The organism is Cohaesibacter celericrescens (genome assembly GCF_002866925.1).
Taxonomy (GTDB): domain Bacteria; phylum Pseudomonadota; class Alphaproteobacteria; order Rhizobiales; family Cohaesibacteraceae; genus Cohaesibacter; species Cohaesibacter celericrescens.
The window spans coordinates 207,199-224,669 of the sequence record NZ_PKUQ01000042.1 but is presented as its reverse complement, the minus strand read 5'-3'; the positions used below and the strand labels follow the sequence as shown (position 1 = coordinate 224,669).

General features: G+C 51.8%; 9 protein-coding genes. 5 read left to right on the top strand and 4 right to left on the bottom strand.

Annotated features, from left to right (window positions below; all coding sequences use genetic code 11):
• Positions 1-40 precede the first annotated feature (40 nt).
• From C0081_RS17705 to C0081_RS17690, 4 genes are all read right to left on the bottom strand, one after another.
• Positions 41-1,996: an autotransporter assembly complex protein TamA gene (locus C0081_RS17705; protein ID WP_180966951.1), complete on the bottom strand. Its 1,956-nt coding sequence runs from the start codon at positions 1,994-1,996 to the stop codon at positions 41-43.
• 206 nt (positions 1,997-2,202) lie between these two features.
• Positions 2,203-4,959 (bottom strand): sulfide/dihydroorotate dehydrogenase-like FAD/NAD-binding protein, encoded by a 2,757-nt coding sequence (locus C0081_RS17700; RefSeq protein WP_101535178.1) that lies wholly within the window; start codon positions 4,957-4,959, stop codon positions 2,203-2,205.
• Positions 4,956-9,959, bottom strand: coding sequence for a 2-oxoacid:acceptor oxidoreductase family protein (locus tag C0081_RS17695; RefSeq protein WP_101535177.1), 5,004 nt, complete (start codon positions 9,957-9,959; stop codon positions 4,956-4,958). Before C0081_RS17695 ends, C0081_RS17700 begins: the two co-directional genes overlap by 4 nt.
• A gap of 435 nt (positions 9,960-10,394) precedes the next feature.
• Positions 10,395-10,700, bottom strand: a complete 306-nt coding sequence (locus tag C0081_RS17690; protein WP_180966950.1) for an Lrp/AsnC family transcriptional regulator — start codon at positions 10,698-10,700, stop codon at positions 10,395-10,397.
• Positions 10,701-11,042: 342 nt separating this feature from the next.
• On the opposite strand from C0081_RS17690, the gene C0081_RS17685 reads away from it, so the two are divergent.
• The 5 genes from C0081_RS17685 (at position 11,043) to C0081_RS17665 (ending at position 17,428) form a co-directional block, all read left to right on the top strand.
• Positions 11,043-11,489: a universal stress protein gene (locus tag C0081_RS17685; RefSeq protein WP_101535175.1), complete on the top strand. Its 447-nt coding sequence runs from the start codon at positions 11,043-11,045 to the stop codon at positions 11,487-11,489.
• A gap of 55 nt (positions 11,490-11,544) precedes the next feature.
• Entirely contained in the window at positions 11,545-13,053 is a 1,509-nt protein-coding gene (locus C0081_RS17680) for an alanine/glycine:cation symporter family protein (protein WP_210200553.1), read from the top strand.
• A gap of 226 nt (positions 13,054-13,279) precedes the next feature.
• Positions 13,280-14,629: a D-serine ammonia-lyase gene (locus C0081_RS17675; RefSeq protein WP_101535173.1), complete on the top strand. Its 1,350-nt coding sequence runs from the start codon at positions 13,280-13,282 to the stop codon at positions 14,627-14,629.
• Between the two features lie 157 nt (positions 14,630-14,786).
• A complete protein-coding gene (locus C0081_RS17670) occupies positions 14,787-16,025 on the top strand; it encodes an NAD(P)/FAD-dependent oxidoreductase (protein ID WP_101535172.1) in 1,239 nt (412 codons plus the stop codon).
• Positions 16,026-16,555: 530 nt separating this feature from the next.
• The gene (locus tag C0081_RS17665) at positions 16,556-17,428 is read left to right on the top strand and encodes an SHOCT domain-containing protein (RefSeq protein WP_101535171.1); all 873 of its coding nucleotides are present in this window, start codon (positions 16,556-16,558) and stop codon (positions 17,426-17,428) included.
• Positions 17,429-17,471: the final 43 nt, after the last annotated feature.

Sequence of the window (17,471 nt, the reverse complement as noted above, 5' to 3'; positions counted from 1 at the left end):
GGGATTGAAGATATGGTCACGCAAATCAAAATGCGCCGGGTCAGAATGCCTGACCTAACCCCAAATAAACACCATATTGTGGCTCGCCTTCAATTTTTTTGAGCGGTATAGCCACATCAAGGCGCAACGGGCCAATCGGGGTCAAATATCGCACGCCAGCACCAACACCTGTGTACCAATCGCCATCAGTTCCCGGAAGAGTGGAATCAAAAGCCCCACCGGTATCGACAAAGGCGGCCAGACCAATGCTGTCGGTTACCCGCACCCGGGCTTCCAGCGAAGCAAGTGCAAAGGAGCGCCCGCCTTCAGGGTCGTTGCTTGTATCGCGTGGACCTGCCGCTTGATAAGCATATCCGCGAATGGAGCCGCCGCCGCCTGTGAAGTAGCGGCGATCCGCAGGAATATTGGATTTGGATGCACCAACAATGCTTCCTGCAGACAGCTTGCCGGCAATCACAAACCGTTTGGCTTTGTCCAGAGCTTGATAAGCGGTCGCGGTTGCGCTGGCTTTGAAAAAGCGCACATTGTCTCTGTTGCTTATGGTTGGTTCGGCTTCGAGTAAAATCTGGAAACCTTTGCTTGGGTCCAGTTTGTTATCGCGCGTGTCATAGCTCAGCTCGAGCGGAATAGAGGTGAGCAGACTATGCTCTGTTCCAGTACTGTCTGTAATGCGCGCAAACTCTGTCTTCAAACCAACGCGGCCTGATACTTGGTCAGAAAAGTCGTAGCGCACGCCAATCTCACCGCTGATCGCCCTTTTCTGATAGGCGTCCGGATTGGTGAAGTCTGCGGCCAACTCAGCTTCAAACGTACCCGCTGGCCCAAAAATACCGGGTTTCGAAAAGAGCACAGCACCATGATAGTCAAGGTCCGAGAACGGATCTTGGCCAATACGGGAAACCGAGGCCTCCACGCGCAGGCTTTCGGCCCGACCAAAAAGGTTGCGATGTGTCCAAAAGGCCTCAAGCCCTATCCCGTCCAGATTGCCCATTGTAACACCAGCTCCGAGGGTGCGGTGCTTGCGTTCTTTGACGTCAATGATAACGGGCACAGTGCCATCTGCATCCACAGTCTCGGCTGTTTTAACAACGACACTTTCAAACACCCCAAGCGAACGCAAACGTTTTGTGGCAGCTTGCAATTCTTGAGGGCTATAAAGTGCGCCTTCCGTCATATCCGCATGGTCAACAATAAAATCCGCATCGACGCTTGTTGCTCCGGAAACCTGAGCGCGCCCTAGTCTGGCCTGCCTGCCCGGATCAACTTCGAGGGAGACTTCAAGCGTACGGGTGTCATGGTCCGCTTCAAGGGAGCGGTCTGTGATACGCGCAAAGGGATAGCCTTGTTTGCGATACCGATCCACCAATGCATTTTCTGCGTCCAGAACCAGTTCGGATCGCGCGGCTTGACCTTCAATAATGCCAAGATCTGCCAGCGAAACGGTACTGCCATCGCTGCTTCGTGCTTTGGGGTTAGAAAAGGCAAACACCGCACCGGGGATCACTTTGATCTCAACTCTTGCAGGTCCTTTTGCATTCAAATTCTCATCAAGTGGGATCTGGTCATATGTGCGACCATCAACAGTAATATCAACTGTGCCCCCATAACGTCCAGAGCGGTAGAGTGTTGATATCAGGCGTTTCTGATCATTGCGTACACGCAACAAAAGTCCCGTTGTACCCGATGCCGGCTTGTCTTGTTGCCCGACCAACAGGGATGCCTCTTCCAAAGAGGGGAGCATTTCTTCATCTGTGCTGACAAGAGTAACATCATAGCGCACTGGATCAGGGATATCTTCCCTTTGTGTGTCCTCAGACACTGCTTTTATGCCATCGGTACCAAATTCGTAGCCGAACAATTCAAACGCCGTGGATGGAGTGGAGAAACCGCATACCATCATTGCCGCGACCAGCAAAATGCGTGCAACGGTTGGACACAGGTCAACTCTGGAGGCAAAAGGTTTTCGCTCCACTGTGGTATCCGAGCCAAACGGCATACTCAAAACTCTCCTACTCATCGTCTCGCATAGTGCACCCAACCAGACATCAAGCATATTATATCGAATTCCTAAATAGAATTACGACTCAAATCGATAAAAAAATGACTCATATTTGCGTGCGCGTCAGATATGCAACAAAAACGCCGGACAATCGCACTGAAGTGCAACTATCCGGCGGTTGAGCTTGGTGATGTCCAAAAAGATCAGTTGAGACCGTGAAGCTCCATACTGCGCACTTCCTGCGTTTTGAACTGGTTGAAACGCGGCATAAACTTGTCCCATTCTACGCTGTGGGCGTTGAACTCTGGTCCGTCAATACATGCGTGCAGGCGGAGAGATTTGCCATCTTCCAGTACAGGCACCATACAGGCCCCGCACATGCCGGTGGCATCCACCATAATGGAATTGAGGCTGACAACCGTTGGAACGCCATATGGTTTGGTCATATCGCTGACTGCGCGCATCATCATTGGCGGTCCAACCGAGATGACTTCGGCAATTTTGCGACCATTGGAAATGTTGCCTGCTTTAAGCATTTCTTCCAGCGGCGTGGTGACAAAGCCTTTGATGCCAAAGGTGCCATCATTGGAGCAATAGATCACATCAAGTTTGTCGCCATATTGGGCTTTTAACAGGCCCATGCGCTCGTCGTCTCCTGTCCAGAAAAGGTGATCCGCTGAGCGGAAGCCGATGATCATGGTCACATGATTGCCGATTTCCAGATGGGCTTTGGCAATGGGGTAGATGGCAGGCAACCCAACACCGCCGGCGGCAAACACAGCGGTTTCATCTTCCGCAAATGATTGCACATGGCTTGGAGATCCAAGTGGGCCGGCGATACCAGCAAAAGCGTCGCCAACAGCCATTTGGTTCATCAATTTTGTCGAGGTTCCCATTCCCTGAATAACCAGATCAATGGTACCGGCTTCTTCGTTCCAATCAGCCAATGTCAGAGGGATCAGTTCGCCATCGTCAGTTGCCAAAACCCGCACAAATTGCCCAGCTTTGGCCGACCGTGCCACAACCGGTGCTCGGACCGTCATTTCGACAATGCCAGAGGCAAGGCTTGAGTGTTTGAGGATGGCCTGATCTTCCTGACCCAGACCAGTGTAATAGTCAGCTTTCTGGACCATGTTGCGAATGGTTTCCGCATCGAACGTGATGTCACCGACAATCTCACGCGCAGCGGCTTGACCATCGCCTGCAGCCATAATAGCAGTTGAGCCGCCGCGAGCGGCATCGCCACCGGTATAAACATCGGCAATGGAGGTTTCTTGGCTGCCCTCTTCGACTTCGATCGTTCCCCATTTGCTGAGTTTGAGACCTGGCTCCGAGGCTGGAATAATCGGATTGGACTTGTTGCCAAGCGCCATGATCACCAGATCGGCAGGCATACGAATGGTCTCGCCTGTTGCTACCGGACGACGACGACCAGAGGCATCGGCTTCACCCAACTCATTTACATCGACAAGTGCGTGCGTGACAAAGTGCGTATGAGAATCCCCGATAAATTCACGAGGGCCACGCAGCTCGGCCAGTCCAATGCCTTCTTCCAACGCGTGATGCAATTCTTCCACGCGGGCGGGCATTTCCGATTGAGTCCGGCGATAGACGATGGTGACATTACCGCCAAGACGTTTGGCTGTGCGGGCGGCGTCCATTGCGGTGTTGCCACCACCGATGATCAGGATGTTTTTGTCTTTTACATCGGGCAGTGGCGTTTCATAGGATGCATCCAGACCGCGCATCAGGTTGACGCGGGTCAGGAACTCATTGGCTGACATCACACCGAGCAAATGCTCGCCCGGTACATTCATGAAAGTGGGAAGACCTGCACCGGAGCCAACAAAGATTTTCCAGAAACCAGCTTCTTTCAGATCGTCCAATGTGGCTGTTTTACCGACCACAAAATTTTTGACAAATCTGCCGCCAAGGGCATCGATTTTGGCTACAACATCATCAATCAGGCTGTTGGGTAACCGGAATTCGGGGATGCCGTAACGCAACACGCCACCCAATTCATGGAATGCCTCGAACACAGTGACAGGAAAGCCTTCAACCGCCAACAGATAGGCATTGATCAGGCCGGATGGGCCCGACCCAACCACGGCAATGGGAGGTTTCTCTGCCTGATCCCAAGGGTTGGGAATGCCGGCATATTTTGCCATTCGATCTGGATCAGCGAGTTTTTCATGCTCGGGCAAATACCATTCGATTTGACCGATTTCGATCGGCCGTTTGGTATGTTTGCACACGCCCTGACACTGATGCTCTTGCGGGCAAACGCGTCCCGTCACATTCGGCAAGGGGTTGCAAGACTCGATGAGCTCCAGCGCTTGACGTATTTTGCCTTTGCCAATCAGGTCGATCATTTCGGGAATATGGATTTTGACAGGACAGCCGCCGACCTTTTCCATTTTCCTATGGCGTTCCATCAATACGCCCAGTTCGCAAGGCTTGTCTTCGCATTGCTTGTCGCGCAACACTTCCAACCAAACGAACATGTCCACTTCACGCAGGCTATACCCCAACGATTGATAACCAAGATAGCCCTGATTGACCAACTCGAAATCTTTGCTGCGATCTTCAGCCGGCCGGATATAGGGCGGGATGTAGTTGTTTGCAGGCCAATCAACAGACAAGCCTTTGAACATCGGGTAGCGGTCTGACAAATGGGTGTCGAGTGCTTTGATAAATTTGCGTTTGAACTTGAGAGGCAAATCCCAAAGGAAGCGTTGCAACACGATGCTCATATCATCATCGCGCAGCAACAGGTTCCAGAGAACGCTAATGAAGCGTTCTCCGATTTCCGGTTGCTGGAATTCCCAAGCCATTGCTTGTGTGCCATCGGCAACAAACACACTGTTAAGTGACTTTGGATCAGCCGCCAGATGCTTTTTCAAGACATCCAGTTGCATATGGAACAGTTCGTCCTGTTCTTTAGTTATTTCAATACTCATCGCAGGATCTCCGCATCACAATTGGCGACAATCTTTTTAAGGCGGGCTGCGAGTTCTGGTGTCATCTCAACTGTTTCCAAGGCACCGGGAATGGTGTGGGCCACGGTTTTGGCTTTACCATCGACAATGATTTTGGTTGCTTCGAACAACTCTGGGATTTCCTGATAACAGGTTTTGCAGTCGGTGCACTGGGCCATGTCCTCCTCGCGGATGTGCGGGATGGAAGAGCCGTTCGCCGGTGGCGCAGAAGCCACCGCACCGTTGGAAGCATTTGCTCCATTACTAACTGGGGAAATTGGAGCCAGAGCACCCAAAGCACCAACCGCAGCAGGCGCAGCGGACGCCGCAGCAAGTTCACTCATGCCGGTTGCGATGCTGTCCATCGTGCTTTCGCGTGCATTGATTGCTTCGTTGTAGCTTTGCTGCAACGCAGCCACTTCCGCATGATGGGATGCATCAATTTGCACCACATGTTGCCCAGCAAGATGTTGCAACGTGCGCCAATATTTACGCCGTTCTTCCACCAGATGAACCACTGTGGTTCCCACTTCGAGCATGACAAGGGCGCGCTCTTTGTTCGTGGTTAGAACATAGGGCGATTTGCCTTTGCGTTCTTCGAGAGACAGATTGACGAACTCATGAACCGGGATCGCATTGGTCGTATCTTTCAACACACGGAACTGTTTTTTGAAGCGGGTTTCTTCAAAGGCAAAGTCCGCCGGTGTCAAAGGCACATCCATCAACTTGAGTGCGCCGTCTTCAACATACTCGAGTGTTCTTGTTGCCCAATCTTGATCGACAGCAGGGTTGCCCTCAAGCGAGAAGCGTTCTTCAAGCGTCTCACCAGCATTTGGATTATGCACGAAGACCGGACTGATGCGCGCTTCAACAGCCAGTTTGCTGCGACGATGCGCCAAATCATCGGCGATGCCCTGCTCCCCTTGGCAAGGGGTGTAAACGTCGAGCAACGCAGGAGATGAACTATGCTCCAGATAAATCATCAGGTTTTTGAGGAAGTGGTTTGGCATTGACGTTGCGCTCTGCACCACCAAAACATTGGGATGGAAAGCAGCGATTAGGCCGAGTTCCTTACGATCTTCCTGTTTGCCCGACAAGGCCGGTCCAAAGCGGGACAAGTCACTGTCCTGTCCGGAAAGGCTGGCGGTTGAAGTCTGGCCACCGGTGTTGGAATAGACACCACTGTTCAGCACCATCACTTTTACCGGTGTGTTGCTGGCCAAGAGGCGAGACAGAGCCCCGAAGCCGATGTCATAAGCCGCACCGTCACCGCTGATGTTGATCACTGTTGGCAACAATGAGCGTTCTGCGGTGGAGAATTGCAGCCATTCAAAGTTTTTGAACAGGGCATCATCATGCGCCGCATCGTATGCATCCGCCAATTCGAGTTTTGCAACCCGCATGGCTTTAAAGTCGACAGCAGCTGGGGCGGTCAATCCTTCAAAAATACCTTTTGTCAAAGCCGGCCCGTCTTGGAACAGGCTGTTGACCCAGGGGTCATTGTAAGGGTTGTAAGGGAAGGTTGATGCATAAACACTGCTGCAACCTGTCGCGTTGGCAACCACCATTGGAGCTGGTCCGTTACCTGTTGGCCCACCTTCCATCAGAAAGAGGCGTTTTTCCAGCACTTTGAGTGTGTTTGCGATGCGTGCTGCGCGATCTGTATCGCCAGACACCTGGATCAGTTTGGCTTTTAGATCCTTGGTCAGGCTTTCCAGTTCCTGAATATGCCCCTTCAGGCGTCGGTCATGGATTGCATGGCTGGCTGAAACAACTTGCCGGATTGCGGTAACTTCACCACAGCCACGGCAAGCACCATGGCCACCGGTTGTTGCATAATAAGTGGCCCGATCCAGCATCATCTGTTTGATGTCGCCACCGGGTTCAAACGCTGGGTCGACATAGCGAGCCGGTGTGTTTGAGGTCTTGGACAGGAAGTTGAATTCCTGCTGTAGTTTTTCAAGAACCGGAGCGTCTTGTTCGACGGCTGCCAAAGCGCCGGGGCCGCAAACATCGATACACTCCAGACAACCTGAGCATTTCCAAGGATCGACCACGGCTGAGAACAGCCCGCCGGTTCCCGCTTGCGCATTCTCCATAGAGGTAAAGAAAGGTCGCGTTTTGGCAACGGGAAGGACGGCGACAGCTTGCGCCATCTGGATCAGTTTTCCTTTGACGACAGCATTTTCGACATACAGGTTTTCAACAGCGTCTGACACCAGAGCCGCAAAGACAGGAGCGTCCGTGCTTGCTGTAAGCTTGCTGCGTACTGTGCTGCCTATTGTGCGTACATATTCGCGCACCACTTCACGCTGGGCGGCTGGCATCTCGACTTCTTTGAGAGCCGTCATCAACAGATCGTCGATATCGTGAACCGTCGCAGGAATGGCGGCATCTGGGCAAACCATTGTACATTCCATACAACCGGTGCACAGATCTGGATTGAAGATCGGCACATTGCGGCGGAACATGCCTTTGTCTTTAGCGGCAGCGGTGCCGGAAGGCATATACATGCCACTGCCCGGCAGAACAGGGGCTTCTCCAATGGTGCCTGCCCGGTAAGGGGCCGCCATGGTTTCTTCATAATAATCATGATCGAACATGCCGATCGGTGACGAGTCGTTCGAAATGCGGCACATCGAGGCTGAAATGGCAGCGGTCAAAAGTGGTTCTTCGTCAGGAGAGGCTGTGACGGCTGCATAGTCAGGGGCCGAATAGTCAACAGCGACGGTTGCTTCCGCACCATCGCGGATCACGGCCATGTTGCCATCGACAATCGCAGCACCTTTGCCACCAAACTTTTTAGCAATTTGTGTGCGTACCTTTTCAAGCACTGCAGCTTCGTCGGCCCCGTCTGCAACACGTTCTACGTTGCCACAAACAGCGCCGATGAAGGCAATGCCCATCATGCGGGTTTCCAACTCTGGAGTTGGTGCATGTTTTTTGGCAATCGCGAACCCGTCGAGCACGAAGAAGCGGATGTTCTTGCTAACGATGGTGGCGCGCGCCGATTCAGGCAGTTCCTTCCAGACTTCAAATGGCGAGAGACCTGATTGAAGAATAAATGTACCGCCTTCGACCAATCCGCGCAGGGGATTGCTATGGGCAAACACCTTGTGGTCAGGGGAGACCACCACTTCGACATCTTCAAGGTCTGCGTTGGTGATTTTTACCGGTTCAGGGCTGAGAGTGATGTAATAGTTGGTTGGTGCGCCGCTTTTTTCCGAGCCATATTTTGGTGCAGCTTTGGAATGTAAATGCAGTGCGTTGGCCAAAATGTCGGTGAGCAACTTGCCTGTGGCGATGGTGCCATAGCCGCCAACTGAGTGGAAGCGGATGCGTAGGGCGCCTTCGGGCAACAATTGTGGGTTGGGTTTGGTTTGCAGAGCCATCAGTTCCGTTTCGGGATAGGCAATGCGCATTTTCTCTTGCAGCTCGCTAATGCGAGGGCTTGGATTTTTAGAAAAGAATTGCGTGCCCAGATAAACCAGTGGTGCAACACTTGTTTCCATATTCTCAAAGGCGGCAACCATATCGCGTGGCTGCAAGTCATGAGCCCCCAGACCAAAGATAGCTGTGGTGAGTTTTGGCAATTGTGTCATGGCCGGAATGCCGGGATGCCGGTCTTGAGTGGAGTTCTCGACCGCTTTGACAAGTGCTTGATTGACAAAGCTTGTTAGCGCTGTGACGTCAGAACGTTCTAGCACAGTAACTGCTTTTTTGCCTTTCAGGACAGCCACCAACTCGGCTTCAGGGAATGGCTGAAGCATCTTTATCGAGATAACGCCGACTTTTTTGCCTTGACGACGAAGATAGGAGGCAACCGCTTCAGCATCATCAGTGACCGAACCAAGGCCGATCACGACGCTTTCTGCATCATCGCATTCAAAGCATTTGATTGGGGCATAAAAGCGACCGGTCAGTGCGGTATATTCTTCCATTGCTTCACGGACGAAGCGAGGAACATCGCGTACAAAGTGCGTACGGTGGTCAACGGCGCCAGCTTGGAAATCTGGTTGGTTCTGAACGCCGCCGGTCAAGCCCGGATTGTGGATGTCCACTTGAGCTGGGACCCGTTGGCGCGTGCCTTTTTCATATGCGTTCTGCCACTGACGCTGCCACTGGGAATGCAGTTCCTGTGGGAGAAGGCAAAGAGTCTCAGCTGCCAGAGTGGCTTCTTCATCTTTTTCGATTGCATTTGCATTGGCGTCAATGAAAGCAATCAGCTTGGCATAATTTTCTGGTTCCAGATCCGTGCTGTGGCGGCCAAGGTAGCGTTTGAGCTGGAAGACCCGCCCCTTTGCACCAAATAGCATTTCTTGTGCAACGGTTGGGCATTGGATTTGATCGTTCGGATCGCCGATAAAACGACGCAGCAGGTCGTCTTCGGGCATCAAGACTTCGCTCATCATGTGGCTGGTGACAAACCCATCCATGGCGTTGGCCACAGGTATCATCGACATTGCACTGACGCGATAGGAGATCGCAGCAAGGTCGGCGGCTTCTTGTGGGTTGGAGCCAAACAAGATGGTGTAGCCGGACGGCAGAAGAGCATAAACATCGTCATGCCCGGCCATAACATTAAGGGAGTGTCGAGACACGGACCTAGCCGCGATCTGCATGACGAAACCGCCAACTTTCTTGCCAACGGTTACATAGTGGGATTCCAAACCATATAGAATGCCCTGACTGGATGAAGCGTTAGAGACATACTGTCCCCCGGTCAGTGCCGCACCCAACGCACCGGATTGTGCGGAATGTTCCCCCTCGGGTTCAAAGAAGAAGGGGTGTCTACCCCAGATGTTTTCGCCACCACTGGCGCGAAAGGCTTCGTAAAGCTCGGCAATTTCAGTTGAAGGCGTGATCGGATAGCCGATAACACCGCCGCAGATCTGGCTCATCACTTGAGCAATGGCACCATTGCCATGAATAACTGTTGAGATTCCGGGAAACTCCGGCACTTTAGGAAGCTTATCGTTCATCATTTCCACCCAATTATAAACTGGCGGGAATTTGCCTCACCGCCGATTGTCGACTTAATTTGAAATGTAAAAATTTGGATGCATACAGCCAAAGCCCGTGGACCATGGGATGGTCGCAGGCGATAATATTCTGTTAGCTGCTGCGTATGTAGGGGTTGTGGGCGACGGTCATGTCGACCCCAGCTGAATGTCCCGAAATCTCGAGTTCATCTGATTGGTCCTCCAATACTTGGTCGCGTAATTGTTAGTCGCTTTGCTCTGTAATTGCGTTGACTTGCATCAACGAGCGGCTGCTGCACCTTTGGGATAGGTGTATGGGGAAGACGGTAGAAATGACGCCTATATGTTGAAAATCTGCGCTTTATGTACAATGGCTATTGGATTTTTACCGCCTCTCTGAGTAAGGTTAGCGCAAATTATGTGCCACCATGTGTTCTACTTATACTTGGCCAATTGGGCAACAAATCCAAACACATCAAACATCGTGGCGCTCGGCAAGTTGCCGATTTTGTCTGTGAGGACACTGCGGAAATGCTCAATGTCTTTCGTGTGAATTTTCGGCATATCATTAAAATTGCCCGCGATCATGAGACAGGTTTCGACCTCTGACATCGCAGTGGCTTGTTTGTTGAAATCCTCACGAATGTTGCCGCGGGTTTTCTCTAAGCTGATATGAACGATTGCCACATGTATCCGACCGACCAAATCGGGTACTTGCAACGCTCTATATCCCGTGCTCACTTCACTTATCTCCAAGCGACGCACGCGCACGGCAGAGGGTGTCTGGACAGGTTGAATATGATTCTTGATTCAACTATGGGCAGCTGCCCATCACGCTGTAGCTGATGCAATATGCGTCGATCGATATAGTCTAAATCTCTGCCATTTAGTCATTTTTCCTATTTAAATCTATATAATGGGAAAATATCCCGAATATCAGGCAAGTTTGGACCCATTTACCAGTCGTTAAGGCTACTCTTATTGATGAGAGACGACAGTAGAAAGGGGAGGAAAAAAGCTTCGGCCCTGCCATACCAACGGCCGTCTTTCCCGAAGCGGAACAAAACAAATGAGAGTTAGAAAATGACTTCAAAATTAGTAATCGGGCTGGATGGGAAATCCTCAGGTCAGCGTGCACTCGACTATGGGGAACAATTGGCTGCAAAAATCGGAGATTGCGAACTTTTGGTGACTTATATCATCGAATGGTCGCCTTACTCATTCCAGACTCCGGAAGAAAACGCGCAGCGTCATAAACGTCGGGAAGAAGAAATTTCCACCGCGATGGAACGTATCGTAACCCCGGCTGTGTCCAAACTCACTCAATCGGGAGCCCAAGCGCGCGGTATAGTGCGCCATGGCGATGTGGCGGATGCCCTCAACGATATCGCAAAAGAAGAAGAAGCGGACCAGATCATTATTTGCCGTTCTTCGGAAGGCGGCATCGCGAAACGCTTGTTTGGTAGCTCAACAGCAAATCTGGTTATGAGTGCGTCCGTTCCAGTCACAGTGATCAATCCGGGAGTTTAAGCCAATGCAATTGTTGAAACATACATTCTCATTATTTGTCCTCGGATTGCTCGGGATGGTTTCTGGTGCTGGCATTGCTCAGGCTCAAGAAAGCATGTCCCTTGATCAAAAGGTTAACGAAGTCTTTGCCACGGTAACCGGGCCCTTCGTGAGCCTTATTTTTGCTCCATTTCCGGGCACCAGCTTTCCATGGATCGTGCTGTGGTTGGTCGTCGCCGCGGTTGTATTTACCGTCTATTTTTCCTTTGTTCAGTTTCGCTTTTTCGGACACGCAATTGCACTGGTAAAGGGTGATTATTCCAACCCCAAAGACGCCGGTGAAGTCAGTCATTTTCAGGCACTGGCGACCGCTTTGTCCGGCACAGTCGGTTTGGGTAATATTGCCGGAGTGGCCGTAGCCGTCGGCATCGGTGGTCCGGGTGCAACCTTCTGGATGATTTTGGCGGGTTTGCTGGGTATGGCATCCAAATTCACCGAATGTACTTTGGGCGTAAAATACCGCAACGAGTATGACGATGGTTCCGTTTCCGGTGGCCCAATGTATTACATCTCCAAAGGCTTTGCAGAGCGCGGACTGCCCGGGGGGAAATTTCTTGCTATCGCTTTCTCCATCTTCTGTATTCTGGGGGCTTTGGGCGGTGGTAATATGTTCCAAGCCAATCAGGCCCATGCGCAAATTTCCAATCTGGTTGGTGATTATCCAGGCTGGATCACGGGCATCATTTTTGCCGCAGTCGTGTTTGCCGTCATCGTCGGTGGCATCAAGTCTATTGCGCATGTCACCGAGAAAATCGTTCCCTTCATGGGCATTCTCTATGTGGGCGCTGCTTTGATCATCCTTGCGGTCAATTATGACCAAATCGGCTGGGCATTCGGTCAGATTTTTGCCGGTGCCTTCACTGGTCTTGGAATTGCTGGTGGTTTTGTCGGTGCTTTGATCCAGGGCTTTAAACGCGCGGCCTTCTCAAATGAGGCCGGTGTCGGGTCTGCTGCCATTGCTCACTCTGCTGTGCGAACCAATGAACCCATCACTGAAGGCTTCGTGTCCCTACTGGAGCCTCTCATTGATACCGTTGTTATCTGCACTATGACGGCTCTCGTGATCACTATTTCAGGTCAACTGATATTTGATGTAGAAGCGGGAAAATATATCCTCGATGGATCACGCATCGCAACGGTTGATGGCAATACGGGTGTTGCTTTGACCTCCGCTGCCTTCGGGTCAGCCATCAGTTGGTTCCCGGTTGTTCTAGCGGTTGCCGTGGTTTTGTTTGCCTTCTCCACCATGATTTCCTGGTCCTATTATGGTCTGAAAGCATGGACCTATTTGTTCGGCGAAGGCAAAAAGTCTGAATTGACCTTCAAGATCATCTTCTGTGTCTTTGTGGTCATCGGTGCATCGGCCAGCCTTGGTCCGGTGATTGATTTCTCTGATGCTGCCATCTTCGCAATGGCGGTGGTCAACATCTTTGCGCTTTACTTCCTCGTTGGGATTGTACGCAAGGAGCTGATCTCATATTCATCCCGCCTAAAATCGGGTGAGATCAAGAAATATAGGTCCTGAAGAATGACATGCCTGCACAGGGAAATGGCAGGATAAAATCAAAAGTGGCGCTTCTGTGCCACTTTTCGCTTTCTGATCAATCTGGCTCTCCCCATGGCCTTTCCTAGGCAATTTTGATCTTGATGCTGATGTCGAAGATAGTCCCTTAGGGACCCTTGCGTTTAGACTTTGCCTGTACCATCCTTCATTTTTTCGCAGATATTATGTTACGTAAGGCGTGAGTCGTATGAGTTCCAATCCAGTTTTTCGGCCTGATGACGCGATCCTTGGTGCAGTAAAGCAGGCGCGACCGACATTCTGGTGCAATCGTGATTACAGGCCTAGCTTAGACCTCTCCGCCCAAGAGGCTCTAAAGGACGCGATAACGAACTGGGAGATGCTTGCGCCTCTACTGGAGCGCTTGTTTCCCGAATTGAAAACAAGCGGCGGTGGCATTGCCTCTGATTTGATCGAGGTGGAGGACCTTCGAGATGGATTGGGGTATGCGGATCCGCGGTTCGGACGTTTGTTTGTTAAGGCAGATCATGCACTTCCAGTCGCAGGGTCAGTCAAGGCGCGAGGCGGCGTTTTCGAAGTCATGATGCATGCTGTGATGCAGGCACGGGCGGCTGGCTTTTTGGCCCCCGATGACGACATCACAATGCTGGCGAGCCAAGCGGCGCACGATTTTTACAGCCGCAGAACAATTGCGGTCGGCTCAACAGGGAATTTGGGTCTGAGCGTTGGCATTGCCGCCAGAACACTTGGCTATGCTGTCGTCGTTCATATGTCGGCTGAAGCCAAGAAATGGAAGATTGAGCGTCTGCGCCGATTTGGTGCCAAGGTGGTTCAGCATCAGGGCGACTATAATTTGGCAGTGGCGGCAGCTCGCGATGCCGCAAGCCGAGATCCGTTGACCTATTTTGTCGATGATGAAGATTCAGAATTGCTCTTTAGTGGCTACAGTGCAGCCGCACAGGAATTAGCAAGCCAGTTGAAAGACGCGGACATTGAAATTGGACCGCAGCGACCTTTGTTTTTATATTTGCCCTGCGGCATCGGTGGTGCACCTGGCGGCATTGCTTATGGTGCGCGTGGGGTATTTGGACCCAACGTTCATTGCTTCTTTGCCGAACCGGTCCAAGCACCTTCCGCGTTGGTGCAAATGATGCATGGAGCTGAAAAGCCCATATCGATTTACGATGTTGGCTTGACCAACAAAACAGAAGCGGACGGGATGGCCGTGGCTACGATGTCTGGCCTCGTGGCAAGACACATGCAAGACCGGTTGGCTGGCGTTTACACTGTAGGGGATGATGATCTGTTCCGCTGGGTCGCTTTGGCTTTCAATTGCTTGAAAATGCAACTTGAGCCTTCTGCTGCCATCGGCTTTGGTGGGCCGCATTTTCTGCTCAATACCGAGCAAGGTCGCACGTTTTGCAAAACCCATATTGCACCGTCTGCAATGGCCAATGCGGTCCATGTGGTCTGGACAACAGGTGGATCTTTCGTCCCTGATTTGAAGTTTCAGGACTTTGTTGATCGAGGCGATGCGCTCGATCTCGAAAGTGAATTGATGAAGGACGTTGGTTTTTGAACGGTAAGGGCGCGCACCTTTACGAGAGGCATGCGGCTTTCTCGTTTCTGTGTGAGTAATACAGATATTCAACCGCTTCGGTGGTGTGATAAGTGATGCAAAAGTCTGGAATATAATGACTGTTGCAGTGCAAAATTTATTTCTAAGAGGTCGGGTAATGGCGGAATTTCTTGTTCTTGGTGCTGGTGTGGTTGGCGTTAGTACGGGGCTTGCTTTGCAGCAGCGTGGGCACAGTGTGACGATCTTGGATCGCCTCGATCCTGGTTTGGAAACCAGCTACGGCAATGCCGGTATTATCCAGCGTGAAGCGGTTGAACCTTATGCTATTCCGCAAGATCTACCGACACTGATCCGCTACGGTTTGGGGCGAACCAACGACATCGTCTATCATGTGCGTGACTTGCCGCAAGTATTCCCCGCGCTATGGTCCTATTTTCGCCATTCCTCACCGCGTCGTCACGCAGCGATCTCTAATATTTACGCGCAGATAACCGCTCGTGTTACAGATGACCATGCTCCCTTGATCCAAGCCGCAAATGCTGAGCATCTGCTCCGGCGCAACGGGTTTTTCACAATATGCCGAGATGACGCGGCGATGGAAAAAGAAAGCCGCGAGGCCGAGCGTCTTAAAAGCACCTATGATGTCGCGTTGCGTGTGATCTCCGGCAATGACGTCAAGAGAGAAGAGCCTGCAATTATGGCTGATATTGCCGGAGCGATCCATTGGAGTGACGCTTGGAGCACGACCAGCCCCGGCGACCTTACGGCAGCTTATGCCAAACTGTTCACCGACAGGGGCGGGCGTTTGGTTAAAGGTGACGCATTATCATTGAAACAGGTGGCAACTGGCTGGACCGTTGACAGCGGAGAACACCCAGTCACAGCCTCGCAGGTGGTTGTGGCCTTGGGGCCATGGTCACCGGATTTGCTCAAGCTCTTCGGCTATCACGTGCCGATGGTCTGGAAGCGGGGCTATCATCAGCAGTACCGGATGGCGGTGCCTCTATCTCGACCAATCCACGACTTCGCCAATGGGGCCGTTTACAGTTCGATGATTGATGGCCTCCGAATAGTGACGGGCGCAGAGCTTGTACGCCGCGAGGGACCCAATAATCTCAAGCAGCTCAAGCATGCGTTGAAAAGCGCCCGTGAATTGATGGCAGTTGGTGAGGCGACCAATACAGTCTGGTCTGGCAACCGGCCCTGCTTGCCTGATATGTTGCCTTTGGTTGGGGCTGCCCCTCGCCACAAAGGATTGTGGTTCCACTTCGGCCATGGTCATCAAGGCCTTAGCATGGGCCCAACAACAGCGCATTTGTTGGCCGATGCCATCGATGGCAACCCCGATCCTCTGATGACTTCCTTGTCACCGGAAAATAGATCTATTGTTTCGTGACCAGTCAATCGGCCCTTTGGGCGGATGCTGTGGGACGAACAGCATAAACCGCAAATAGCATCAGGTTTGTGGGTCTCGTTCCCTTCGGCCATTCGATGTCAATTTTGTCAAGCATCATTCTTACGGTATTATGCTATTATAAGCAGCTCCGACAGTGTCACCAACATGGCACGTTTGCAACCTAAGCTGATGGTGCTAGAAGCGCCTCCGTGTTGATCTTGCCAACCGTTATAGTATTGAGGATGTTGGCAGCGGTGTCATATGGGTAAAAAGTGATCTGTTTGGGTGCCATCCAAACAAGTCCCTCTTGTCGTGCCTAGTTTTTGATCGGATTTACATCGTAAATCTGTTTGACTCTGGCTGGAAAGAGGATAAGAGTTGCGCCCAACACTGGAACAACGTTCCCAAAAGCCACCGCATGAGGCATGTCCCGCGAGGCTTTTTCTTTTCATTCAATAATAAATTCATTCTAAATTTTGTCTGCAGGTATTGCCCAGACCAAATTGAGCTTGATCGAAGGATTATAAGCTATGCATAAATTAACCCAACAAGGCCAGCAAGTCGTTAACGAGATCGCCATGCGCTATGGCCTGTCTTCTCAAGCCGTTGAATTGATGCTGGACGCAGTCGCCAATGGTGGTGGCACTATGGCTCAGTTCAATATTGCCGAACTGGGTGGCGGTGGCCAATGGATGCAGGGCGGTATGACGATGGTTGGCGATATGTTCAATCACGGCCTCAAAATGACCGTCGACAACCTGTGCGCTGAACTGTCAACGCTGTATTTCAATCAACCGTTCAAACCGCAGCCACAGGCACAAACGGGCGGCCAGCATGGCAACGTCAGCCTGTTTGTCCCAGGGTCAGGCCAGTCCAACTGGTGGCCGCAAGAACTGGGGCAGCCTTCTTCTTCTGCTTCACAAAACAACATGCGTTACGCCTATTTCCCCAATGTCAATCGGTTGGCGATTGATGCGGGTGGGGTGATTGCCATCTACGACACGCTCAATCACCAGATCGGCGGCTTTTCTCAGCAGCAGTCTTATGATGGCTCAATCACGTTGAGCAGCCAGTTCGGGGTGATCCAGCTCAGCAGTTTGCCAAGGGTTGATAACAACAACCCTCTTGCTCCAGCACCTCAATCTGCGCCTCAGCCCGAACCGGCTGCCCCCGTGTCGCAGCCTGCTTATACTGTTGAGGCCACTGCACCGCATGTTCTATCTCCAGCGGTTGAGCCATTGGCAATGGAGCAGCCCCAGCCAGTAACCACTGCCAAACAATCAGTGTCAGCGACCGGGGATGTGTTTGAACAGATCGAAAAGCTGGGCACCTTGCGCGATAAGGGGTTTGTCAGCGAAGATGAGTTTAACGCCAAGAAAGCTGAACTGCTGTCCCGACTCTGAAAATCAGTACCGGTCTTGGCTTGTCTATTGGTTTGAAACGTTC